This is a genomic window from Paraurantiacibacter namhicola, assembly GCF_001687545.1.
In the GTDB taxonomy this organism is placed as follows: domain Bacteria; phylum Pseudomonadota; class Alphaproteobacteria; order Sphingomonadales; family Sphingomonadaceae; genus Paraurantiacibacter; species Paraurantiacibacter namhicola.
The window spans coordinates 1,919,525-1,942,627 of sequence record NZ_CP016545.1; the positions used below are offsets into that span (position 1 = coordinate 1,919,525).

26 protein-coding genes are annotated in these 23,103 nt (G+C 65.2%); 11 read left to right on the forward strand and 15 right to left on the reverse strand.

The annotated features are described in order from the left end of the window. Positions 1-60: 60 nt before the first annotated feature. Positions 61-471: a (deoxy)nucleoside triphosphate pyrophosphohydrolase gene (locus A6F65_RS09335; protein ID WP_157093107.1), complete on the reverse strand. Its 411-nt coding sequence runs from the start codon at positions 469-471 to the stop codon at positions 61-63. A gap of 78 nt (positions 472-549) precedes the next feature. On the opposite strand from A6F65_RS09335, the gene A6F65_RS09340 reads away from it, so the two are divergent. After that, positions 550-741, forward strand: coding sequence for a Flp family type IVb pilin (locus A6F65_RS09340; RefSeq protein WP_067788091.1), 192 nt, complete (start codon positions 550-552; stop codon positions 739-741). Positions 742-882: 141 nt separating this feature from the next. Continuing rightward, positions 883-1,056, forward strand: coding sequence for a Flp family type IVb pilin (locus A6F65_RS09345; protein WP_067788093.1), 174 nt, complete (start codon positions 883-885; stop codon positions 1,054-1,056). 152 nt (positions 1,057-1,208) lie between these two features. Here the strand turns inward: A6F65_RS09345 and A6F65_RS09350 are convergent, their stop codons facing one another. The 5 genes from A6F65_RS09350 to A6F65_RS12925 all read right to left on the reverse strand — a co-directional run bounded on the left by A6F65_RS09350 (position 1,209) and on the right by A6F65_RS12925 (position 6,614). Further along, positions 1,209-2,696, reverse strand: coding sequence for a M48 family metalloprotease (locus tag A6F65_RS09350; RefSeq protein ID WP_067788096.1), 1,488 nt, complete (start codon positions 2,694-2,696; stop codon positions 1,209-1,211). A 98-nt stretch (positions 2,697-2,794) separates the two neighbouring features. Next, positions 2,795-3,757, reverse strand: a complete 963-nt coding sequence (locus A6F65_RS09355; protein ID WP_067788098.1) for an acetyl-CoA carboxylase carboxyltransferase subunit alpha — start codon at positions 3,755-3,757, stop codon at positions 2,795-2,797. Positions 3,758-3,766: 9 nt separating this feature from the next. Then, entirely contained in the window at positions 3,767-4,645 is an 879-nt protein-coding gene (locus A6F65_RS09360) for a tyrosine recombinase (RefSeq protein ID WP_067788101.1), read from the reverse strand. Further along, complete coding sequence (locus A6F65_RS09365) at positions 4,645-6,480, reverse strand: hypothetical protein (RefSeq protein ID WP_067788103.1); 1,836 nt, start codon at positions 6,478-6,480, stop codon at positions 4,645-4,647. The genes A6F65_RS09360 and A6F65_RS09365 overlap by 1 nt, the downstream gene beginning before the upstream one ends. Beyond that, entirely contained in the window at positions 6,477-6,614 is a 138-nt protein-coding gene (locus tag A6F65_RS12925; RefSeq protein WP_157093108.1) for a hypothetical protein, read from the reverse strand. Before A6F65_RS12925 ends, A6F65_RS09365 begins: the two co-directional genes overlap by 4 nt. Before the next feature lie 86 nt (positions 6,615-6,700). Between A6F65_RS12925 and A6F65_RS09370 the strand changes: the two genes are divergently transcribed. The 3 genes from A6F65_RS09370 to A6F65_RS09380 are packed head-to-tail and all read left to right on the forward strand — an operon-like array spanning position 6,701 to position 8,857. Further along, positions 6,701-7,282, forward strand: a complete 582-nt coding sequence (locus tag A6F65_RS09370; protein WP_067788106.1) for a shikimate kinase — start codon at positions 6,701-6,703, stop codon at positions 7,280-7,282. Further along, positions 7,273-8,382 (forward strand): 3-dehydroquinate synthase, encoded by a 1,110-nt coding sequence (gene aroB, locus A6F65_RS09375; protein ID WP_067788108.1) that lies wholly within the window; start codon positions 7,273-7,275, stop codon positions 8,380-8,382. The genes A6F65_RS09370 and aroB overlap by 10 nt, the downstream gene beginning before the upstream one ends. A gap of 52 nt (positions 8,383-8,434) precedes the next feature. Next, a complete protein-coding gene (locus tag A6F65_RS09380; protein WP_157093109.1) occupies positions 8,435-8,857 on the forward strand; it encodes a hypothetical protein in 423 nt (140 codons plus the stop codon). A 1-nt stretch (position 8,858) separates the two neighbouring features. Here A6F65_RS09380 and A6F65_RS09385 read toward each other — a convergent pair whose 3' ends face one another. Together A6F65_RS09385 and pgi are read right to left on the reverse strand one after the other, a co-directional pair. Further along, positions 8,859-9,296: a hypothetical protein gene (locus tag A6F65_RS09385; RefSeq protein ID WP_067788112.1), complete on the reverse strand. Its 438-nt coding sequence runs from the start codon at positions 9,294-9,296 to the stop codon at positions 8,859-8,861. Positions 9,297-9,319: 23 nt separating this feature from the next. Continuing rightward, a complete protein-coding gene (gene pgi, locus A6F65_RS09390; protein WP_067788114.1) occupies positions 9,320-10,858 on the reverse strand; it encodes a glucose-6-phosphate isomerase in 1,539 nt (512 codons plus the stop codon). 131 nt (positions 10,859-10,989) lie between these two features. Between pgi and lepB the strand changes: the two genes are divergently transcribed. From lepB to era, 3 genes are read left to right on the forward strand one after another with little or no spacing between them, the layout of a single operon-like run. After that, positions 10,990-11,847, forward strand: coding sequence for a signal peptidase I (gene lepB / locus A6F65_RS09395; RefSeq protein ID WP_067788116.1), 858 nt, complete (start codon positions 10,990-10,992; stop codon positions 11,845-11,847). Further along, the gene (gene rnc / locus A6F65_RS09400; protein ID WP_237164803.1) at positions 11,844-12,515 is read left to right on the forward strand and encodes a ribonuclease III; all 672 of its coding nucleotides are present in this window, start codon (positions 11,844-11,846) and stop codon (positions 12,513-12,515) included. The genes lepB and rnc overlap by 4 nt, the downstream gene beginning before the upstream one ends. After that, the gene (era, locus tag A6F65_RS09405) at positions 12,512-13,426 is read left to right on the forward strand and encodes a GTPase Era (RefSeq protein ID WP_067788118.1); all 915 of its coding nucleotides are present in this window, start codon (positions 12,512-12,514) and stop codon (positions 13,424-13,426) included. The genes rnc and era overlap by 4 nt, the downstream gene beginning before the upstream one ends. 12 nt (positions 13,427-13,438) lie before the next feature. On the opposite strand, the gene A6F65_RS09410 is transcribed toward era, so the two are convergent. The 3 genes from A6F65_RS09410 to A6F65_RS09420 all read right to left on the reverse strand — a co-directional run bounded on the left by A6F65_RS09410 (position 13,439) and on the right by A6F65_RS09420 (position 16,959). Beyond that, the gene (locus tag A6F65_RS09410) at positions 13,439-13,621 is read right to left on the reverse strand and encodes a hypothetical protein (RefSeq protein WP_067788120.1); all 183 of its coding nucleotides are present in this window, start codon (positions 13,619-13,621) and stop codon (positions 13,439-13,441) included. Then, complete coding sequence (gene topA, locus A6F65_RS09415; protein WP_067788121.1) at positions 13,621-16,206, reverse strand: type I DNA topoisomerase; 2,586 nt, start codon at positions 16,204-16,206, stop codon at positions 13,621-13,623. Before topA ends, A6F65_RS09410 begins: the two co-directional genes overlap by 1 nt. A 105-nt stretch (positions 16,207-16,311) precedes the next feature. Next, positions 16,312-16,959: a hypothetical protein gene (locus tag A6F65_RS09420; protein WP_067788123.1), complete on the reverse strand. Its 648-nt coding sequence runs from the start codon at positions 16,957-16,959 to the stop codon at positions 16,312-16,314. A 63-nt stretch (positions 16,960-17,022) separates the two neighbouring features. Between A6F65_RS09420 and A6F65_RS09425 the strand changes: the two genes are divergently transcribed. Then, positions 17,023-17,559, forward strand: a complete 537-nt coding sequence (locus A6F65_RS09425; protein ID WP_067788125.1) for a hypothetical protein — start codon at positions 17,023-17,025, stop codon at positions 17,557-17,559. Between the two features lie 19 nt (positions 17,560-17,578). Here A6F65_RS09425 and A6F65_RS09430 read toward each other — a convergent pair whose 3' ends face one another. From A6F65_RS09430 to plsY, 4 genes are all read right to left on the reverse strand, one after another. Then, positions 17,579-18,289: a hypothetical protein gene (locus A6F65_RS09430; protein ID WP_067788127.1), complete on the reverse strand. Its 711-nt coding sequence runs from the start codon at positions 18,287-18,289 to the stop codon at positions 17,579-17,581. A gap of 77 nt (positions 18,290-18,366) precedes the next feature. Then, positions 18,367-19,032 carry a hypothetical protein gene (locus A6F65_RS09435; RefSeq protein ID WP_067788130.1) on the reverse strand — a complete coding sequence of 222 codons (666 nt, stop codon included), beginning with the start codon at positions 19,030-19,032 and terminating at the stop codon, positions 18,367-18,369. A gap of 13 nt (positions 19,033-19,045) precedes the next feature. Then, on the reverse strand, positions 19,046-20,152 hold the full coding sequence (dprA, locus tag A6F65_RS09440) for a DNA-processing protein DprA (RefSeq protein ID WP_067788132.1): 1,107 nt from the start codon (positions 20,150-20,152) through the stop codon (positions 19,046-19,048). Positions 20,153-20,231: 79 nt separating this feature from the next. Continuing rightward, positions 20,232-20,831 (reverse strand): glycerol-3-phosphate 1-O-acyltransferase PlsY, encoded by a 600-nt coding sequence (gene plsY, locus A6F65_RS09445; RefSeq protein WP_067788134.1) that lies wholly within the window; start codon positions 20,829-20,831, stop codon positions 20,232-20,234. A 140-nt stretch (positions 20,832-20,971) separates the two neighbouring features. Between plsY and murI the strand changes: the two genes are divergently transcribed. Beyond that, entirely contained in the window at positions 20,972-21,766 is a 795-nt protein-coding gene (murI, locus tag A6F65_RS09450; RefSeq protein WP_067788136.1) for a glutamate racemase, read from the forward strand. 68 nt (positions 21,767-21,834) lie between these two features. Next, positions 21,835-23,055: a 5-aminolevulinate synthase gene (gene hemA, locus A6F65_RS09455; protein ID WP_067788138.1), complete on the forward strand. Its 1,221-nt coding sequence runs from the start codon at positions 21,835-21,837 to the stop codon at positions 23,053-23,055. Positions 23,056-23,103 lie beyond the last annotated feature (48 nt).

Here is a 23,103-nt window from a genome sequence, read left to right on the forward strand (position 1 = left end):
CATAAGCGGGGCATGCGGGCTTGGCAACACCTCTTTGGCCCTGTTTTGGCCAAAACAGGGCTAGCCGGGCAGAAATTGCAGCAGCTGCCGGTCCATCGGGGCGAGGGTCAGGCTTCCGGCCTCCTGCGCAGTGGCCCAGCGCCATTCCTGCCCGTCATGCGCCGTGATCGCGCCGCCGGGAAAAGCGCAGGTGTAAAGAAACAGGACAATCGGCATTTCGGGCGATCCCCCGGTCCCTTCGGCGAAGCCTGCCGGCACGAGCGCATGCTCATCCAGCGTCACGCCCAGCTCCTCGGCAATCTCCCGGACAAGCGCGCGGCGGGGGGATTCCGCGCTTTCCACCTTGCCGCCGGGGAATTCCCATAGGCCCGCGTGATGCTTGCCCGCAGGGCGTTGCTGCAGCAGCCAGCGCCTTGCCCCATCCGCCATCGCCACGGCGACGACTGCCATCCATGTCGGATTTTTTTCCATTTCGGAGGTCCGCGTAAACCAAATCTTAGGGATGTGGGACCAGAAACCCGTGCAGGACCACGGAAAAGGGGAAATCCCATGCGTTTCATGTTCACTCTTGCCCGCATCGCAAAATGCGAACGCGGCGCGACGGTGGTCGAGTATGGCCTGATCCTGGCTCTTGTCTTCCTGGCTGTTGCCGGCGGCATCGCAGAACTCGGTTCGAGCGATGAAGGCGTCTGGACCAATGTCGAGAAGAAGACGACGACCGCGATGAAGGGCAATGTCTAAGCCCCACTCGATGTCGGAAAATCGAACACCGGGTTAGGAATTTCTCAACATTTGAACCCTATCCCCGGAAACGTCCGATCAGAGCTTCTACTGAGGCAATGGCGGGCCGGGTACCGAAGAATACGAACCAGGAGACTGACCATGAAGTTTTTCAACAAGCTGATCCGCGACGAGCAGGGCGCCACCGCAATCGAATACGGCCTGATCGCCGCTCTGATCGCCGTTGCTGCCATCACTGCCATGCAGAGCCTCGGCAACGAACTGTCCACGACCTTCAACAAGGTCTCGACCACGATGTCGAAGGGCAACGTCTAATCAGACGACCGGGTTAAACCGGTAGCTTACAGGAAGGGCGCTCGGGAAACCGGGCGCCCTTTTCTTTTGCCCGGACTGCATTCCGGCAAAGGAAAAGGGGCGGAGCGCGATATGCGCCCCGCCCCTTTGTCCGTGCCGCAGCGTGCGGCGCGTCAGTTGGACTTGATTACGATCTTGTACTTCTGACCTGCCACCACCCGGTCTCCGGAACCCATGCCGTTCAGCACGCGGAAGCGCGTTTCCTGCGCCCGGTCGTAAGCCATGCGGCGTGACAGGGACTGGACGGTATCGCCGCTGCGCGCCGTGATCACGTCAATCCGGCGCGGGATGACCTGCGCGGCCTCCGCTGCGCTGATTCGGCGCATGGACTGGTACATACTGCTGAACACGCCCGACTGGCCGGCCGGGGTGATGCCGATGAAGTGGAACGCCTGGCTGTTGCTGAACTCGTAAGCGAACACGGTGACATCCACATTGTTCTGTCCGGTGTTGACGCGTGCCTGGCCCACCGCGGCCGTCAGCCCGTTGACCGAAGTGCGCTGCACCGATTGCGGGCGAATCTGCTGCTGTTCGTTGCCCAGCGAGGCAAAGACCTGCGTGACGTAGCTGTCCAGATTGCCATTATAGGCCGCCGTGGTCAGCTGCGCCTGCCCGCCATTGCCGTTTACCGAAACGGCGCGCGTGCTGTTGATCATGTAGAAGCCTTCCGGCGCAACGAAGCTGAGGCGCAGTTCCGGGTGGATGAAGGCGCGGCCTTCGATCACGCCCTGTTCCGGATCATCGCCATAGATCATGCCGTCGATGCGGGAGAGGAAGGTGTCGCGGTTGGTGACGCCGGTCACGCCGGTGCGCTGCGCGAGGCTGAACGCGTTCTGCACGCGGCTGGCGGGATCGGGGTGGGTGCTGGCCCATTCCGGGATCGTCGCGTCGCGGCCCTGCAGCGAAGCGTCGAGCGCGTTCTGCGCGGCGAGGCTCTGCAGCACGGTGCCCATGGCGCGCGGATCGTAACCGGCGCTGGTCAGATATTCGACGCCCAGAGCGTCTGCTTCCAATTCTTGGCTGCGCGAATAGCGGAGCGTCAGCAGCTGCGAACCCTGCAGGAAGCCTTGCTGCAACTGCTGGCCAAGCGGGTTGTTGCCCAGCACCGCGCCGGTCAGCACTGCCCCGAGCACGCCGAGCACGGAATTGCGCTGAGCTGCGGCCTGCCGCTTGGCAGAGTGGCGTGCGGCGACGTGGCCGACCTCATGGCCCAGCACGCCGGCCAGTTCTGCCTCGTTATTCATCAGCGTGACCAGCTGGCGCGTCACATAGACATAGCCACCCGGCACGGCGAAGGCGTTGTTGACCGAGGAATTGAGCAGCGTGACCGTGAAATCGTTGCGCGCGCCCGAAAGGCCGGATTGCACGGCGATGTTCTGGCCGATCTGGCGCACGTAAGTCGCCTGCGGGCCGGTCATCTCGCCGCCGAATTCAGCCACGAATTGCGGGTGGTATTTCGCACCCAGCTGCGCCTCTTCCGTGGTGATTGGCGTACCGGGCGCGACATTGGCACCGGGCACGGACGCACAGGCGGAAAGGGAAAGCGTCGCAATCCCTGCAAACAGGGCGGACTTCACGCGGGCAGTTGTCTTGACGCTCATACTTCGGCTCCCTCAGGCAATGGCGGCCTGGAACAGACCGCCGGTATCTCTGCCCGAACGAACCCGCAGGCGTCCGCGATGTTCCCGTATCGCCGCGGCTAGCGGCGGCGGCGCTTCTTCTCGGTCCCGATCTGCAGGAATCGCTCTTCACGCAGTCTTTGCAATTGCTTGGCCGATTTGCCGCCCAGCATCTCCAGCTCCTCGCGGATGGCGGAGGACAGGTTTGCCGCCGCGCCGGCATGATCGCGGTGGGCGCCGCCCACGGGTTCCGGCACGATACGGTCGATCACGCCCAGCTGCAGCAGGTCCTGCGCGGTCATCTTCATCGCGCCGGCCGCATCGGGAGCCTTCTCCGCCGTGCGCCAAAGGATTGATGCGCAGCCTTCCGGGCTGATGACGGAGTAAACGGCGTGCTCCAGCATCAGCACGCGTTCGGCACTCGCCAGCGCAACAGCGCCGCCCGAACCGCCCTCGCCCACGATGCAGGCGACCATCGGGGTCTCCAGCGCCAGGCAGGCTTCGGTGCTGCGCGCGATGGCCTCGGCCTGCCCGCGCTCTTCCGCCTCGATGCCGGGAAATGCGCCGGAGGTATCCACCAGTGTCACGACCGGGAGTTCGAAGCGGCTGGCCAGTTCCATCAGGCGGATCGCTTTGCGATAGCCCTCCGGCTTGCCCATGCCGAAATTGTGCTTGATGCGGCTTTGCGTATCGTTGCCCTTCTCGTGGCCGATCACCATGACCTTGCGGCCATCAAGCCGCGCCATGCCGCCCACGATGGCGTTATCCTCGCCATAGAACCGGTCCCCGCCCAGCGGCATGAAATCGGTGAACATCAGGTCGATGTAATCGCGGAAGTGCGGGCGGCTGCCGTGGCGCGCGACCTGCGTCTTCTGCCAAGGCGTCAGTGCGGCATAGGTGCTGGCGAGCAATTGCGCGCTCTTCAGTTCCAGCCGCTGTATCTCGTTTGAAAGGTCCACGTCCTCGCCGGCGGCCTCGCGAAGCTCCACGATGCGGGCTTCCAGCGCGGCGACAGGCTTTTCGAATTCCAGGAAGGTTGTCATGCCTTGCCGCTAACCCCGCTGGCCCTTGCGCGCAAGCGGGTGCCGCTCATTCACCAGCGCGACCAGGCGGGCGGAATCGACATGCGTGTAAATCTGCGTGGTCGCGATGTCCGCATGGCCGAGCAGGGTCTGCAGCACGCGCAGGTCCGCTCCGCCTTCCAGCAGGTGAGTCGCAAAGGCATGGCGCAGGACGTGCGGGCTGACCTTGGCCGGATCCAGGCCGGCGCGCGCAGCCAGATCCTTCAGCAGCTGGAACAGGCGCACGCGGGTCAGGTGCTTGTCCCCGCGCGAGGGAAACAGGAAGCGCCCTTCGCCGCGCACATCCAGCCATCGGGCGAGCGCCTCCTTGGCACGGCCGGACACCGGGACCATGCGCTGCTGGCCGCCCTTCCCCGTCACGGTCAGGAAAGGCGCATCGCGCGGCACGGCCGACAGCGGCAGCGAGACCAGCTCCGTCGCGCGCAGGCCCGATCCGTATAGCAGCTCAAGCAGGCACAGCAGGCGGATGGCAGGCGGCTTGCCCGATGCTGCGTCTTCCTCGGCGCGGTGGAACAGCGCCTCCACCTGCGCGTGGTCGAGGATCTTGGGCAGCGGACGCCGCGCAGCCGGGCGTGGCAGCGCGCCGGAGGGATCGTCGTCCCGCAGCCCGTCGTCCTGCAGGAAGGCAAAAAATTGCCGCAGCGTAGAGGATTTGCGCGCCAGCGTGCTGGGCGCCAGCTGCGCCCATTTCCCGCCCAGTCTCTCCAGAGCAGCGCGGTCCGCGCCCGCAATTCCGCCGGTCAGGCTGTCGGCCTGCTCCAGGTCCCGGCGATAGGCTGCAATCGTATTGGCCGCCGCACCGCGTTCCGCCGCGAGCATGGCGAGGAAGCTATCGACTTCCCCGGCCATCAGCCCCTTGTGACACCTTCCGCGGCGATCATGCGCGCCTCGGCGGACAGGCCCACCGTGTCGAGCGCGCGCACGATGTGGAAGAGGTGCCGCCCGGTCATTGCTTCCCAGCCGCTGCCCTGCATGCCCAGGCCTGCCAGCAGCGCGACCAGGGGCGCATTGCCATATTGCGCCGCCTGACCGATGGCGCGGCTCCATGGCGTTTCGCGCGTGAAATCCAGCCCCAGCTGCTCCGCCGCATCGGCAGCGTCTGCCGGGTCGAGGCGGCCCAGACCTGCCAGGCCGGCGACGAGGAACTTCGCCTTGCGCTGACCCTCGCTCTCGTCATCGCCGATGAAATCGCTGAGCGCGCCGTCGTCGACCGGGGAATCCCGCTCCAGCTGGGCCAGCGCCAAGAGCGCCCAGCCCAGCGAGCCTTCGTTCACGACGCTGCCCCAGCGCATGGCGTTGCGGTCCAGCCCGGCAGACAGCATTGAGGCGATGAGCCAGGGCGCATCTTCTTCCAGTTCACCATCGACCGGCAGGCGCGCGGCCGCCGTGGCGGTCAGCACCAGCATGCCATAGTCGGGCGTGCCTTCGCCCCACAATTCGCGCATGGCGGAAAGGCGATCGGCATTCGTTTCCCCCACATAGGCGCGGCGCAGCGCGCGGGCGGGTGCCTTGTCCGGGAAGTCCTGCGCTGCGTAAGCCTGTGAATACAGGTCCACCATGGCGGCAGAGGACAGGATGCCCCGCTCCGCCGCCCTGCCCGATGCGGCGACCCGGTCGGCCAGCGGCGTGGCGGGGATCAGTACATCCGCATAATCGAAGGCCGGATCGGCATCTTGGCGCAGGTTTGCCGGTATCTCCACGCCCAGCGTGCGGGCCAGCGAATAAGACCACGGCGTCAGCCGCTCTACGCCGTCCCACTCGATGGTGACGGCCTGCCGGCCTTCGCCAGCGGCCCCGGCGTATCGCTGCGCTAAAAAGCCGGAGATGTCGGTGATCTCGTCTTCGCGCATCAGTCCGGTCAGGCGGCGGTCGGCCGCGCGTGCATCGCCGCGATAAGCGGTGCACAGCGCGCCTGCGATCTGCCAGCTGGCATCGTCGCGCACTTCGGGGTTGAGCTGGCGCGCAGCGCAGATCCCCAGCACGTCGCCCGTCATCAGGTAGGAGTTCAGCGCAACGCCGGACAGCGCCGCATTGTAGTTGCGCGTGTCCACATCCTGTACCAGCGCTCTGGCCACCATGCTTTCCCCCATGCGGCCCAGCAGCGCGGCGCGGCCGGCAGCGAAGGCGATGGGGCCCATCCCGTCCGGCGCATCCATGCGGCTGGCCAGCGTGCGGCGCATCAATATATGTCCCCAGCGAGACACGAGGTCTCCGCTGTTTTCCCCGACCAGCGCGGCGACCAGCGTGGCGGGCTGGCCGGCCAGTGCGGCCACCGGGAAGCCGCCCTCTTCAGGGCCGATCACGCCAACCTGGCGCAGGGCGCGCTGGGCGGCGGGCGGCGTATCGAAATCGGGCTTCAGGCCGAGGACGCGGTCGATCTCCTCATCCTCCATCCGCTCCAGCTCCTCCAGCGTCGGGAAGCCGGGCGGCAGGACCACGGCACTGCCGCGCGAGGGCGCGCTGCTCGAAGAGCCGCCACCGGCATTGTCGCCCGGCAGGGGCTGCACGACCGGCGAGGAAGTGGTCGCAGGCGCTGGCGCAGGAGCAGGCGCGGCTGTCGGCGCGGGCGTCGGCCCCGCCATGTTGGGCGGAAGCAGCGATTCCGGTGCGGCGAGCGCCATGGCGGAGCTTGCCAGCAGCACTGCGCCTGCAAAGGCGTGGCGCGGCCTGATCATCCCGTTCATACCGGCTCTCCCGGACCAAGGTCGACATCCTGTTCGATCGGGCGCAGCTCCACCTGTCCGCCGTCCAGCCAGGCCAGCAGCAATACGAACAGGGCGATAGCAGCCAAGGCGATGATCAAAGTGCGTAGTCCCATCAATCCAGTTCCCGTGCCCGATGCGGGCCGATCCGCCGTGCGGGCGGTAGGCAAAGCGGGTTAGCGCAAGTATAGACAATGCGGCAATGACCGATCCCGCTTCTCCCGACAATTTGCGGATGGACCCGGCCGAACTGGCGGGCCTGGCCGCGCGGCTGGACCGGCCCGTGGTGCTGGTGGGCATGATGGGCGTGGGCAAATCCACCGTGGGGCGGCGGCTGGCGGCGCTGCTGGACCTGGACTTCGCGGATGCCGATGACGAGATCGAACAGGCCGCCCAGATGAGCGTGAGCGAGATCTTCGAGGAATATGGCGAGGCCTATTTCCGCGACGGGGAACGCCGCGTGATCATGCGCCTGCTGGAGGAAGGGCCGCGCGTGCTGGCCACCGGCGGCGGGGCTTTCGTGCAGGAAGATACGCGCGACCTCATCTTGCAGCGCGGCATCGCCGTATGGCTCGATTGCGAGACGGATGTGCTGGTGGAGCGTGTGACGCGGCGCGATACCCGCCCGCTGCTGCGGCAGGGCGACCCGAAGGAAATCGTGACCCGGCTGAAGGCGGAGCGGGAAAGCCACTATGCGAAGGCCCCGGTCCATGTCACCAGCAGCCCCGGGCCGCACGGCGATGCGGCGCTCAGGATAGCGAAGGCACTGCAACAATGGCTGTAATCCCGGTCGAACTCGCCGGCCGATCTTACGAAGTGCGCGTGGGCGAAGGCCTGCTGCAGGACGCGGCGACCCATTGCGGGGCGCTGCTGCGCAAGGACCGCGTCCCGATCGTTACCGATGCCAATGTCGCGGCGCAGTGGCAGGATACGCTGTCCGCCTCGCTGGCGGCGGCAGGCAAGCAGCCGCGCTGGCTGGTGCTGGACCCGGGCGAATCGGCCAAGAGCTGGCAGGGCCTGCAACGCGTGACCGACTGGCTGCTGGCCGAGGAAGTCGAGCGCGGCGATCATGTGCTGGCGCTGGGCGGCGGCGTGATCGGGGACCTCGTCGGCTTTGCGTGCAGCATGCTGAAACGCGGCTGCGGCTTCATCCAGCTGCCCACCACGCTGCTGGCACAGGTGGACAGCTCCGTGGGCGGGAAGACGGCAATCAACACGGCGGCGGGCAAGAACCTGATCGGGGCCTTCCACCAGCCATCGCTGGTGCTGGCCGACCTTGGCGCGCTGGCCACCCTGCCCGCCCGTGAGCTGCGCGCAGGCTATGCCGAAGTGCTGAAATACGGCGTGCTTGGCGATGCCGGCTTCTTCGACTGGTGCCTGGAAAACGGCGCGGACGTCATCGGCGGAGATGTGCGGGCGCAGGCATATGCCGTCGAAAGCAGCGTGGCAGCCAAGGCGCGCATCGTGGCGCAGGATGAGCGCGAGACGAGCGGCACGCGTGCGCTGCTGAACCTTGGCCACACCTTCGGCCATGCGCTGGAAGCGGAAACCGGCTTCTCCGACCGCCTGCTGCATGGCGAGGCGGTGGCGCTGGGCATGGTGCTGGCCGCGCGCTACTCCGCACGCATCGGCAATCTTTCGCTGGAGGATGCCGCACGTGTCACACAGGCCGTGGACGCCGCGGGCCTGCCGTCCGAAATCAGCGCGCTCGGCATAGATAGCGGCGGCGAGGCGCTCGTCGCCCATATGCTGCACGACAAGAAGATGGACGCAGGCACCCTGCCCTTCGTCCTGCTCCGCTCCATCGGCGAGGCCTATCTGGACCGCGAAGTGGCGCTAAGCGACGTGGCCGCCTTCATGGGCGAACAATTACAAGCGCATTGAGGAGACCGATATGTCCGGCAAATGGCTCGCAGCGACCCTGGCCCTTGCACCAATGGCACTGACAGCCACACCGGCCGCCGCGCAGGATGCTGCCGCAACCGAAAACACGGCCGACGCCGACGCTGCCACTGCGCCGATCCGCGAGGCTTTCTTCGCCCGGATGAAAGAAGGGCGGACCGGGGAGGCGCTGGAGGCATTGTTCGTGAAAGCCGGGCAAAGCCTGATCAAGCCAGTTGCGCTGTCAGACCTTGAAAGGCAGTTCGACAACGCAATCACGCTGTATGGGCCGCTCCGCGAGTGCCACGTCTACCAGCAGGAAAGCGCTGCCACCCTGCTCGCAAGCTATAGATACCTTTGCCAGCATGACCGGATGATCACACGCTGGCACCTGACGTTCATTCGCCTGCCAAACGGCTGGCAGGGCGGCTACATCAAGTTCGACGACAAATTCAGCGACGTACTCGGCAAGAACTAGCTCAACCGGCCGACCGGGCGACGAAGTCGTGCGCTTCGGTCATGGCGATGCATTCGAAGGCCTTGGCGACCGTGCCCTTGATGCCGGCCATTTCCGCTTCGGTCTTGTCCGTGGCGCGCAGCCATTCGAATGACGCGGTTGCGAGCACCTTGTTGCGGGCCTTTGCGCGCTCTTCGAACTCGGGGTGGTCGAACAGGTAGCCGGCATAATACTGCTCCCACGCCAGCAGCTTGGCATTTGCCAGGCCTGCGCGGTCGGACATCGCGACCATGTCCGGGTCCGGGTTGTCCTTGTTCTGCTCGACCTCGATGATGGTCGTTGCCATCACCATGGACACCGGCTCCTGGCAGGCCAGCACTTCCTCCTGCGTGGGGAAGCCGGGGTCACCGAATGTGCCTGCCGCTGCGAGCGCCATGGCCGTGCCGATAGTAACGATCATCTCTTCAAATCCTTGGTTTCATCTCAGCCAGAGAGGCCCGCGGCAGTCAGCAGCGCCTGGGTGCTGGGGTCGAATGTCACATCGCCTGCTTCGATCTGCTTGGCAATCTGTTTGCCCAGTTCCACGCCGAACTGGTCGAAGGGGTTGATCCCCAACAACACCGCGGCGGCAAAGGTGCGGTGCTCGTGGAACGCGATCAGCGCACCCAGCGTGGCGGGGTCCAGATCGTCGCACAGGATGGTGGCGGACGGCCGATCACCCGGATAGGCGCGCGCCGCATCCTCGCTCTCCTTGCCGGCCATCAGGGCCGCGCCTTGCGCGAAGCAATTCATAAGCAGGATCCGGTGGTGCGCTGCATCCAGCATATCGCCCGGGGCGATGCTGGCGATGAAGTCCACCGGCACCAGCCGCGTGCCCTGGTGCAGCAGCTGGAACACCGCGTGCTGCGCATCCGTGCCGACGCCGCCCCAGGTGATGGGCGCGCTCTCACCATCCAGCGGCGTGCCGTCGGCCATCACCGCCTTGCCGTTTGATTCCATTTCCAGCTGCTGGAGATAGTCCGGGAACAGGCCAAGCCGCTCGTCATAGGCGAAGACCGCGCGGGTCTGCGCACCCTTGATGCGGCTGTAATACAGGTCTGCGAAGGCGGCGCGCAGCGGCAGATTGGCCCGGCCATCGGCGTCGCGGAAATGCTCGTCCACCGCTCGCGCGCCGGCCAGCATCTGTTCGAATTCCTCCATGCCGATGGCCATGGCTACCGGGAATCCGATGCTGGACCAGATGGAATAGCGCCCGCCCACGCTCTCGCCAAAGGGCAGGATGCGGGTTTCATCGACGCCCCATTCCACCGCCGCGTCCGGATTGGCAGTAAGCGCCACGACGCGGCCGGAAGGGTCGTCCACGCCCTGCTGCTTCAGCCAATTCAGCGCCGAGGCCGCATTCGTCATCGTCTCGATCGTGGTGAAGGTCTTGCTGGCCACCGCGATCATGGTGGTTTGCGGGTCGCAGGCGGCAAAGGCCTCCTCCAGTGCGACGCCATCGATGTTGGAGACGACATGCACGTCCACCTTGGCAAGGTCACGCGCAAGGGCATCCACCGCCAGCGCCGGGCCCAGCGCGCTGCCGCCGATTCCAATGTGGATCAGGTGCTTCACATCGCCCAGCGCGCCGTCGTGGATGGCGTTCACCAGCAGGCCCATGCGGCGGCGAAGAGCGTCCGCCTCTTCCACGCTGGCGTCCTTGCCCACGCCGCGCAGGGCGGTGTGTTCCGCCGCGCGGCCTTCCGTGGGATTTACCACTTCGCCGGAGAACAATTTCGCGCGCATGCCGGCGAAGTCCGATGCCTCGGCCAGAGCCTCGAAATCGGTCATCAGCTCATCGGTCAGATGCGTCTTCGACCAGTCGAACAGGATGCCGCCGGGTGCATCTTCCGACCCGTCGCCCAGCTCCAGCCGGGCCGACAGCTTGGCCAGCCGGTCGGGATCGGCGGCGAACATCGCTTGCAGGCGCGGATCGGGATGCAGGTCCAGCTTCTTCCAGGCGGCGTCGCGGGCGTCGGTCATGGGGTGTTTGCTCCGTATCGGGTTCGCCAGCGTCGCTACGGGCTTGGCGGCCTGAAATAAACCCGGTTCTGCCCCTTCCTGCCGGTAAATCGCTTGACCGCAAAGGCGGCAGGAAACATGCACCTTGCCCGATGGATACCACCAAAGACACCACGCCCGCCGAAGGCGCAGAGGCAGAAACGACCCCGAAGAAGAAGGAAGAAGGCAGCTTCGCCGTTTTCCTTTTGAAACTGATCGTGGTGGTGCTGATCTTCCGCACCTTCGTTTTCGCCACCTTCTCCATTCCCAGCGAGAGCATGCTGCCGCGCCTGATGGTGGGCGATTACCTGTTCACCGCCAAATGGCCCTATGGCTATTCGCAGGCCAGCATGCCCTTCGATATCGAGCTGTGGGACGGGCGCGTGCCCGATGCCCTGCCCGATCGCGGCGACGTGGTGGTCTTCAAGCATCCCGTCGACCGGCAGGATTACATCAAGCGCGTTATCGGCCTGCCCGGCGACACCGTCCAGATGCGCGGCGGCCAGCTGTTCCTGAACGGCGAGGCGATCCCCAAGCAGCGGATCGCCAATTTCGAGGTCGAGGCGAGCCCCAACACGCTGTGCCGCGACCAGCGCTTTGTGGAGCTGCGCGGTGGGACCACCATCTGCAGCTACCCGCAGTTCAAGGAAACGCTGCCCGGCGGACGCAGTTACAACGTGCTCGATTTCGGGGCCGATACCGGCCTCAATCGCTGGGGCGTGAACCCGGACGAGACCACGCCGCAGATCGTGCCCGAAGGCCACGTCTTCGTGATGGGCGACAACCGCGACAGCTCGCTCGACAGCCGCTTCCCTGCCGAGGCGGACTTCGGCGTCGGTTACCTGCCGGCGGAAAACATCGTCGGGCGCGCCAGCTTCATCGCCTTCTCCACCGATGGCAGCGCCAGCTGGATCAAGCCGTGGACATGGTTCACCGCCGCGCGCGGCAGCCGCATCGGGGATGGCCTGTGAGCAGCCTTGAAGGCGATACGCGCAAGTGGCTGGACGCATCCGGCTTCACCGTGCGCGACGAGGCCGTGTGGCTGGAAGCGCTTACGCATGGCAGCCGCGCGGAAGAGGTGGATTACCAACGGCTGGAATTCCTGGGTGACCGCGTGCTGGGCCTGACCGTGGCCGCATGGCTGTTCGCCAACAATCCGGCGGCGGAAGGCAAGCTGGCCCAGCGCCTGAATGCCCTCGTCTCCAAGCAGGCCTGCGCGCAGGTGGCACGCGACCTTGGCGCAGCAGGCCATGTCCGGCTGGGCAAGCAGGCCCGCGACGATGGCGCGGCGGACAGCGTCAACGTCCTGGGCGACATCATGGAAAGCCTGCTGGGCGCCAATTTCAACGAAGCGGGCTTCGATGCCACGCGCGACCTGATCCACGTGCTGTGGCAGCCGCTGCTGGAAGGCGGCACGGGCCGGATGAAACATCCCAAGTCCGCACTGCAGGAATGGGCGGCAGGCAACCAGCGCAAGGGCCCGGAATACGAACTCGTCGACCGCTCTGGCCCCGACCACGCCTCGCGCTTCACCGTGCGGGTGAGCGTGAAGAATGTGGGTGAAGCGGAAGCCACCGCCGATAGCAAGCAGGAAGCCGAAACCGCAGCGGCAAAGGCTTTCATGGAGCAATACGGATGACCGACAACAAGCAGAAATGCGGTGTCGCCGCCATCATCGGGGCGCCCAATGCGGGCAAGTCCACGCTGGTCAACCAGCTGGTGGGGCAGAAGGTCGCCATCGTCAGCCACAAGGCGCAGACGACCCGTGCCCGCCTTCTGGGCATCGCGCTGGCCAAGGACGATCAGTTCGACACACAGATTATCCTGGTGGACACGCCCGGCATCTTCGCTCCCAAGCGCCGGTTGGACCGGGCCATGGTCAACGCCGCGTGGGAAGGTACGACATCCGCCGATGCCATCCTGCTGGTGGTGGACCCGATCAAGCAGCGCCGGCACGAGCTGGAGCCGCTGCTGGAGGCGCTGAAGGACCGTCCGGAGCGTAAGCTGCTGGTGCTGAACAAGGTGGACAAGGCAGTGAAGGAACCGCTTCTCGCCTTGGCGCAGGAGCTTTCAGGCAAGGTCGCCTTCGATGAAATCTTCTTCGTGTCCGCCGAAACGGGCGACGGCGTGCCGGAACTCAAGGCGCATGTCGCGGGCCTGATGCCCGCAGGCCCGTGGCATTACCCGGACGACCAGGTCAGCGACGCCAGCGAGCGCCTGATGGCGACGGAGATCACCCGCGAACAGCTGTATCGCCAGCTGCATGACGAGCTGCCCTATGCCGCCGCCGTGCGACCGGAAAGCTACACTCCGCGCAAGGATGGCAGCGTGGAAATCCGCCAGCAGATCGTGATCGGCCGCGAAAGCCACAAGCCGATCGTGCTCGGCAAGGGCGGCGCCCGCATTCGCGAAATCGGCGAGGCCGCGCGCAAGGAACTCAGCGAGATCCTCGGCCAGAAAGTTCACCTCTTCCTGCATGTAAAGGTGGACGAACGCTGGGAAGAAAACCGCGAAATGTACGAGGAAATGGGGCTGGACTGGGTGAAATAGCCCGGGCGGGAGCTACCGCTTTTTCGCCACCTTGATCTTGTTCTTCTTGGCGAAGTCCTTGGTGGAATCTTCGCTGCGCCCCAGCGCCTTGGCGATCTGTTTCAGGCCCTGCCCCTTGGCGGCGAGAGTGCGGAGCTGACCCGCCTCCTCGCCCGTCCAAGGTTGCTTGTGACGCTCGAAACGCTCCTTGCCCATCAGTCGGCGTCTTTCTTGGCGGCCGTCTTCTTGGCCGCTGGCTTCTTCTTCGTTGCCGGCTTCTTCTTGGCAGGAGCCTTCTTCTTGGCCGGGGCCTTCTTGCGGCCCTTCTTCTTGGCCGGGCCCTTGGCGATGCGGGCGTCGATCAGCTCGATCGCCTGCGCCTCGGTCACATCCTCCGGCTTCATGTCCTTGGGAATGGTCGCATTGGTCGTGCCGTCGGTGACGTAGGGGCCGTAGCGACCGGGCATTACCTTCATCTCAGCTTCGGAGGTGGGATGCTTGCCGAGCGTCTTGATCGGTTCCGCCTTCTGCCGTCCGCCGCCGCGCTGTGCTGCGGCCTGGGCGAGCAGGTCCACGGCGCGGTTCATGCCCACGTCGAACACGTCGCGCGTGCCCTGCAGCTTGGCGTATTTGCCGTCATGCCGCAGGTAGGGGCCGTAGCGGCCGATGGCGGCCTCGATCTCCAGCCCCGTCTCCGGATGCGCGCCGACGATGCGCGGCAGGGCGAGCAGTTTCAGCGCCCATTCCAGGTCGAAATCGTCGAGGTCTTTGGGGATGCTGGCGCGCTTGGCCTCCTTGCCCTCGCCAAGCTGGACGTAGGGACCGAAGCGGCCCGTCTTGCGCTCCACCGGCAGGCCGGATTCGGGATCCTCGCCCATGACAGCATCGTCGCTGCCATCGTCCGCCCCGGGCTGGCCGAAGCGGCGGCGGAAGTTGCATTCCGGGTAATTCTCGCAGCCGATGAAGGCGCCGAAACGGCCGCCGCGCAGGTGCAGCTCCCCGCCCTCGCGGCCATTCTCGGCGCACACCGGACACCAGCGCGGATTGTGGCCATCCTCGCGCGCAGGGAACAGGTAATCCTCCAGGTAGACGTCGAGCGCCTTGGTCACTTCGGAGGGCATCTGCTCCATGACCTCATCGGCCTTGGGCTTGAAGTCCTTCCAGAACTGGCTGAGCAGCGTCTTCCACTCCTCGCGCCCGCCAGAGACTTCGTCGAGTTCGTCCTCCATGCCGGCGGTGAAGTCGTAAGCGACGTAACGCGGGAAGAACCGCTCCAGAAATGCTGTCAGGAGCCGTCCGGAATCCTCTGCAAAGAAACGGTTTTTCTCCATCCGCACATAATCACGGTCGCGCAGGGTCTGGATGGTGGAGGCGTAAGTGGACGGGCGGCCGATGCCCAGCTCCTCCAGCCGCTTCACCAGGCTCGCTTCCGCAAAGCGCGGCGGCGGCTGGGTGAAGTGCTGGGTGGCATCCACGCCGTTCTTGGCCGGGCTGTCACCCTTGGCCATGGCGGGCAGCAGGCCGTCCTCGTCGTCTGTATCCTTGTCGTCGAAGCCTTCCTGGTAAACCGCGAAGAAACCGGGGAATTTCACGACCTGACCCGTGGCGCGCAGCTCGTGGCGTCCCGTGGGATCGCGCAGCGTCACGGTGGTGCGCTCAAGGTTGGCAGCCGCCATCTGGCTCGCCATTGCGCGCTTGTAGATCAGGGAATACAGCTTGCCCTCGTCCCCCGATCCGGCGCGGTCGCGGCTGAAATCGGTGGGCCGGATGGCCTCGTGCGCTTCCTGCGCATTCTTGGCCTTGCTGGAATACATGCGCGGCTTTTCAGGCAGGTAGTGCCCGTCATAGCGGTCCGCGATGGCGCGGCGGGCGGCACTGATGGCGCTGCCATCCATCTGCACGCCGTCGGTACGCATGTAAGTGATCGCGCCCGCTTCATACAGCGACTGGGCACAGCGCATTGTGTGGCTGGCCGAAAAGCCCAGCTTGCGTGCGGCTTCCTGCTGAAGCGTGCTGGTGGTGAACGGCGGCGACGGATGGCGCTTGAGGGGCTTGGTCTCCACCTCCTCCACCGTGAAGCGCCCGTCCTCGACCGCCTTCTTCGCCGCCATGGCGCTGCCTTCATTGCCGAGCGTCAGCTTCTCCAGCTTCTCCCCATCGAAGCGGACAAGGCGCGCGTCGAAAGCCGTGCCGTCCTGCTCCATCTTGGCGACGACGGACCAGTATTCATCCGCGCGGAAGGCCTCGATCTCGCGCTCGCGGTCCACGATCAGCTTCAGCGCCACGGACTGCACCCGGCCCGCGCTCTTGGCACCGGGCAGCTTGCGCCACAGCACCGGGCTGAGCGTGAAGCCGAAGAGGTAATCGAGCGCCCGGCGCGCCAAATATGCGTCGATCAGGTCCTGGTCCAGCTCGCGCGGCTTTTCCATCGCGCCCGTCACGGCGGCCTTGGTGATGGCGTTGAAGGTCACGCGCTGCACATCGGCGGGCAGCGCCTTGCGCTTCTTGAGCAGGTCCAACACGTGCCAGCTGATCGCCTCGCCCTCGCGGTCAGGGTCAGTGGCCAGGATCAGGCGGTCGGATTTCTTCGCCGCGTCCGAAATGGCTTTCACCTGCTCCCGGTTGCGCTTGTCGGAATAGACCTCCCAGTCCATCGCGAAATCCTCGTCCGGGCGCACGCTCCCGTCCTTGGGCGGAAGGTCGCGGACGTGGCCGTAACTGGCCAGCACCTTGAAGCCGGGGCCGAGATACTTCTCGATGGTCTTCGCCTTGGCGGGGGATTCTACGATAACAAGTTGCATGGAGGTTCCGGGGCGTCCCTAAATTTCAGGCCTTACGTGTGCGTATGCGTATACGCGCGAGAGTGGTGGCGGTTGCTGAGCATGGTCAAGCGCGTTTTGGCGTGGTCAGGCAAAAACGTCGGTAAGCGCGTCGTAATCGCGGTCCAGCAGGCCATAAAGCGCCACCGACAGGGCGAGCGGGCCGACGAACACCAATTGGAGCAGAGCGAATATCCCCTGCTCGTAAAGGCCCAGGGCGCTGCTGATCGTCGTCGCGACCGTCACCAGCACAAACGAAACCAGCACCATCACGAACAGCGCGGTGGTGGTGCGCATCGTGAGGCCGCTTGTCGCCTGCCAACTGAGCGACAGAGATCGAACCGCGCCCTCTTCCGCTCGCATGAGGAAACTGGGCGCCGCGATCCACCGCGCACCCAGCAGCAGCGCCGGGACAATGAAAATCTGCATAGCCATGCTGATTGCCAGGCTGACCATCACGGCCTGACCCACGAAAGAGGGCAACAGCCGCCAGGGCAGGCCGTCGCGGATCGGGCCATTCAAAAGGTGGCTGAACAGCAGGAATTGGGCGAGCCAGCAAAGCAGTGTTGGCAAGAACATGAACAGGTACGGTTCGTCGAGAGCCTGTGTGAACAGGCCGATGTTGCCAAGCAGCAGCACGAAAGCGAGATAGGCAGCAAAGGCCACCGGGTGCCGCGCGATTACTGCGAAAGCCGCTTTCATCATGTCGCCAACGGACGGCGCATTCTCGCTCATGTCGGTTTTTGCCCCTTAATTCGACGATTTGCGCCTGACCGAAATGGCGCTATCGCACAAGGCATGGATCGCATCATCACCGCTTTCGCCGCCTTTGCCGCCGCACTGCTGACGCCGGCCTCTGCCGCATCGGCGCAGGAGCGGGTCGTCTCGCCGCCACTGGAAGGCTTCTACACGGCGCATGACCAGACGGTGGGGGACCAGTCGATCCGGGAGGAAATCCCGGAAGGCGAGACGCTGGAGAACTGGACCCGCATGGCGACGACCATTTCCCTCGGCTCCTACAGGGATTGGTCCGCGATAGACTTCGCAGCGATGTGGGTCGACCAGGCCCGGGCCTCATGCCCTGACGCGAACGTCTTCGACCCGAGTGCGATCGACCACAACGGGCGGGAAGCTGCACTGTTTGGCTTGATGTGTCCGCAGAGCCCCACAAACGGGGGTTACGAGCTGTTCATGGCCATCGTCATCAAGGGCGATGAAGCGATGCATATGAAGCAGTTCGCGTTCCGATACCGGCAGCAGCGGGAGGAGTCCGCGTCCGCCGTCGAATATCTGCAGGCGACGCGCCTGTGCGACGCGGACTGCCTGGCGGACTGATTTGCCGCGGCGTCGGCGCTCAGGCGAAGACTGCTGCTGCTTCCTCCTCGTCACTCGCCACCGCGCAGAAAACGGCGATGGAAAAGGCGTAGCTGAGCACATCTGCGAAGGCATCGAGCAGGCCGGCCACCACGCCAGCGACCTGCGCGCTGATGGCCATCATCGAGGCCATGATGACGCCGAAAGCGATCGAAGCGCCGAACACCAGGATGAGACCGGCAAAGAAGATCGACCAGGAATGGCCGTCCGTCGCCTCCCAGCTCGCTTTCAGTGCGTCGACCGGGCCAAGGCCGCGCGACACGGCGAAGCCATTGGCCGCAGACCAGCGCACGATCAGGAAGAGGCCCGGCACAACCAGCAGCAGCAGCCCTAACCCTACACCCAGCAGGGCAAGGATCGACATGCCCAGGAACAGCCAGAACGATCCGGAAGAGCGCCCCAGCCTGCCTTGGCTGGCAAGCTGTTCGCGCAGGACCATGTACATGCCCACCACCGTGAGCACGAACAGGCCGAGTTCGAAGAGACCGGCTTCAAGCGAGGTATGCTCGTCGACCACGAAGCCGCCGCCGAAGCCTGCGCGCAGTTCGGACGTATCGATATAGCCCAGCAGGATGCCTGCCGCTGTCAGTCCGCCAAGCACCAGCGTGTAAAGAAGCGTCGCGCGCCCTGCATCGCTCACAATACCGAAAGTGCGCGACAGGATGCTGCCCAGGCTTACGTCGTCATTCACGTCAAAATCCCCCTAAATCTATCCCTGCCCGTTCGTAATCATGCGCGTGCAAGGTCACCAACCGCCTGCTCGCCGTGTCAGGCGAACACCTCCGCCGCCTCCGCACTGTCGTCGCGCAGTTCAAGATAGGAGGCGTAGCCGAGCAGGATCGTGTAAATGACACTGCCCGCAAGGGCGACCTGCCCAGCGGCGAGGATGCCGTAATATGCCGCGTTCTCTTCGAACGGTAAGTTCCAATAGGCCAGGAAGGTGACGCCCACCAACAGCAGGCTGACCAAGTAGGCTGCCAACAGCCGCCAGAATGTCGGGCCCCGCGTGAGCTCCCAGCTTTCCGAAAGCGGCTCCGTACCGCTCAGGCCCTTGTTGTCATCGAACAGCGCCGGAAAGGCGAGCATCCACTTCACCGTCAGCAGGATGCCGGGGATCAGGAGCAACAAGCCCGCGAGCGTGGTGCCGATACCGAAGATGACCGAAAGGCCGAAATACTCGCCAAAGCCCGTGCTGGATGGCTCCTCCATCAGGCCCGTCGCGATGGCGAGCCGCCGGCTCAGGATGTAACCAATCACGAACTGCGAAATTGTGTATGTGAAGTCCGCCCACCATTCCTCGAAGAAATAGATGTCGACAATCATGCCGAGCGCGACGAGGATTCCGCCGGTCAGCAGCACGGCGCCGATATTCTCTTTCGTCAGCTGCCAGATCGTCGCCAGCAGTCGTCCGACGTCGAGTTCTCTGTGTTCCATATGCGCCCCCACGCTATCCCGCCAAGCTTACACGTCCCCCGGCATGTCGTTGTAATCTGCCCGCAATTTCCAGTTCCAGCAAGGCCATTTGGACGGCGCCCGCGGTGGTGCCGGACTGGCGGATCAGCTCGTCCACGCCAACGGGTGCGGTGGTCAGGAGGTCGCTGACATCGGCCGGCTCTGCATCGGCAAAATCATCCGGCACATGGTCGTATGTCGCGGCCATTTCGCGGAAGGTGCTGCGCGGGCTGCCGTCGAAGCCGCGCAGCAGTTCTGCGACATCGGCGGGGTCCTGCACCAGCACTGCGCCGTCGCGGATCAGCTGGTTGCAGCCGTGGCTTCGCGCATCGAGCGGGCTGCCGGGGATGGCCATGACCTCGCGCCCCGCCTCGCCCGCCAGCCGCGCGGTGATGAGGCTGCCGGACTTTAGCGCGGCTTCCACCACCAGCGTGCCAGCGGCCAGCCCTGCGATAATGCGGTTGCGGGTGGGAAAGTGGCTGCCGCGCGGCTGCGTGCCGGGTGGCTGTTCGGCCAGCAGCAGCGCCTCGCTCGCAATCCGTTCCTGCAGGTCTTCGTGCTGCGGCGGATAGGCGATGTCGATGCCGCTGGCGATCACGCCGATGGTGGCGCGCGAGGGATCCGCCAGCGCGCCTTCATGCGCCGCCCCGTCGATGCCGCGCGCCAGGCCGGACACGACGGTGAAGCCCTCTTCCGCCAGCTCGCTGCCGAAGTCCCGCGCCAGTTTCACCGCCGCCGCGCTGGCATTGCGCGCGCCAACCATCGCCACACATGGCTTGCTGGCCAGCGAAAGGTCGCCGCGCGCCGTCAGGATAGGCGGCGCACCGCCGATCTCGCCCAGCAATGCCGGATAATCCGGCGCATCGTGAAACAGGTAACGCGCGCCAGCCTTGCGTACGGCGGCGACTTCGTCCTCGATCTTCGCGACCGGCGCCGCGCGGTATTGCCGCCCGCCGCGCTTGCCCATGTCCGGCAGGGCGTCGAGTGCAGCCTCGGCAGTGCCGAACCGGGCGAGGAGCTGGGCGTAGCTGACCGGCCCGATATTGGGCGAGCGCAGAAGGCGGATGCGGGCAAAGGCCTCCGTTTGGGAGAGCTTGGTCATGGCTGTGAGCCCCTGCGCAGGCAGGGGCCTCCCGCAAATTTGCGCTTCAACCGTTGGAGGCCCCAGCCTTCGCTGGGGTTCACTTCTTGCTCCCCACCTTCGGTTCCTCACCGCGCATCAGGCGGCCGATATTGGCGCGGTGGAGCCAGATGATCAGCAGGGCGATGACCATCAGGACGGGCACGAATAGCGGATAGCCGAGCAGTGCCGCGCCGATCGCGGCGGCGACGACAGCGCTCATGCCGGCGAGCGAGGAAATGCGGGTGATGGCAAGCACGCCGATCCAGACCAGCGCGTAAGCAAGGCCGATGGGCCAGGCGAGGCCGAAGCTGACACCGGCATTTGTCGCAACGCCCTTCCCACCCTTGAAACCCAGCCAGACGGGGAAGCAATGGCCCAGCACAGCACCCAACGCCGCGGCGGCGGCGGGCGAGACATATCCGTCAGCCGAACCGAAAAATTCCCGCGCCAGCAGCACAGGCACCAGCCCCTTCGCCAGGTCCAGCAACAGCGTCGCCGCCGCCAGTCCCTTGCTGCCGCTGCGCAGCACGTTTGTCGCGCCAATATTGCCACTGCCGATCTGGCGGATATCGCCCTTGCCCGCGGCCTTTGCCAGCAACAGGCCGAAGGGGATGGAACCGAAGGCGTAGCCCAGTAATGCCGCGAGAAGAATGTCCACAAATACCCCTTACCGTTCAGGCTGAACTTGTCGGAAGCGAAGCTGGGCCTGTTGCCCTACCCCTGCCGTTCACCTTATGCGCAGTGCTAGAAGCAAAAGCGGCCCTTCGACAAGCTCAGGGCGAACGGTATGAGGCCGAAATGGACCCAAGCGCCCCCATCCTGCTGTTCGATTCCGGCGTCGGCGGGCTCACCATCCTGTCCGAATTGCGCAAAGTCCTGCCCGAAGCGCCCGTCATCTACGCCGCCGACCTGGCCGGACTGCCCTACGGCACGAAGACCGAGGCAGAGGTCGCCGCGCGCGCCTGCGGCCTGCTGGGGCGGATGGCAGAACGATACCAGCCGCGCCTCGCCTGCATCGCCTGCAACACCGCCTCCACCATTGCGCTGGGCATGGTGCGCGAGGTGCTGGAGATCCCGATCGTGGGCACGGTGCCTGCGATCAAGCCTGCCGCCGCCCTCACCCGCAGCGGGACCATAGGCCTGCTCGGCACGCAGGCGACCATCCGGCAGGGCTACGTCGACCGGCTGGAGGCCAGCTTCGCAGGCGACAAGCTGCTGCTGCGCCACGCCGCGCCTGGCCTGGTCGGACTGGCGGAGGCGCGGCTGCGCGGACAGGATGTGGCACTGGCAGACGTTGCCGACGCGGTATCGGGGCTTCGGTCCCAGCAAGACGGCGCGCAGATCGATACGGTGGTGCTGGCCTGCACGCACTTCCCGCTGCTGGAGCCGGAACTGGCGCAGGTTTTCGGCGAAAATGTGCGATTCGTGCACGGCGCTGATGGCATCGCCCGGCAGGTCGCGCGCCTGACAGAAGGCCAGTCTTTCAAGCGCTCAGGTCCGGACCGTTTCATCGCCACGGGCGACATCGATATGGCCCGCGAGCTCGCCCCGGCACTGGCGACATACGGACTGAACGAGATTTCCGGTTTCTGACTGCGAATCATTCGCAAAGATTCGGGTGGAAAGCTGCGCCGCACCCGCCTAGATGCGCCCCCGAAGCGATGAACTACGAACACGTCTTCGACCAGGCCATTGATCGCCTGCATGCCGAGGGGCGCTACCGCGTCTTCATCGACATATTGCGCAATAAGGGCGCATACCCCAACGCGCGCTGCTTCCACGGACATAACGGGCCCAAGCCCATCACCGTGTGGTGCAGCAACGATTACCTCGCCATGGGCCAGCACCCGAAGGTGATCGAGGCGATGGAAGAGGCGCTGCACGATGTCGGCGCAGGCAGCGGCGGCACGCGCAATATCGGCGGCAACACGCATCTGCATGTGGAGCTGGAGCGCGAGCTGGCGGACCTGCACGGCAAGGAAGCCGCGCTGCTGTTCACCAGCGGATACGTCTCCAACGACGCGACGCTGTCCACGCTCGCAAAGCTGCTGCCGAACTGCATCATCTTCTCCGACGAGCTGAACCATGCCAGCATGATTGCCGGCATCCGCAATTCAGGCTGCGAGAAGCGCGTCTTCCGGCATAATGACCTCGCACATCTCGAAGAGCTGCTGGCTGCCGAGGATCCCGAAACGCCCAAGCTGATCGCCTTCGAGAGCGTCTATTCCATGGATGGCGATGTCGCCCCGGTCCACGCGATCTGCGACCTCGCCGAGAAGTACAACGCGCTGACCTATATCGACGAAGTCCACGCCGTGGGCATGTACGGCGAACGCGGCGGCGGGATTACGGAGCGTGACGAGGCTGCGCACCGGATCGACATTATCGAGGGTACGCTGGGCAAGGCCTTCGGCGTCATGGGCGGATACATCGCCACCAGCGCCAAGATCATCGACTGCATTCGCAGCTATGCCCCCGGTTTCATCTTCACCACCTCGCTCAGCCCGGTGCTTGTCGCCGGCGTGCTGGCAGCCGTGAAGCACCTGAAGCAGTCGAGCGTGGAGCGCGATGCCCAGCAGGCCGCCGCGGCATCGCTGAAAGCGCAATTCGCCGAAGCCGGCCTGCCGGTCATGCCGTCCAGCACGCATATCGTGCCGCTGATGGTGGGCGATCCCGTCCGCGCAAAGCGGATCAGCGACATCCTGCTGGCCGAATACGGCGTCTATGTTCAGCCGATCAATTTCCCCACCGTCCCGCGCGGTACGGAACGGCTGCGTTTTACCCCCGGCCCGGCCCATACCGAAGCGATGATGGCGGAGCTGACCAAGGCGCTCGTCGAAATCTGGGACCGGCTGGACCTCGAACTGGCAAAAGCCGCGTAATTTCGGCGCGTTTGTTAGCTGAATAATAACCCTGTTGCTGCATTGCTT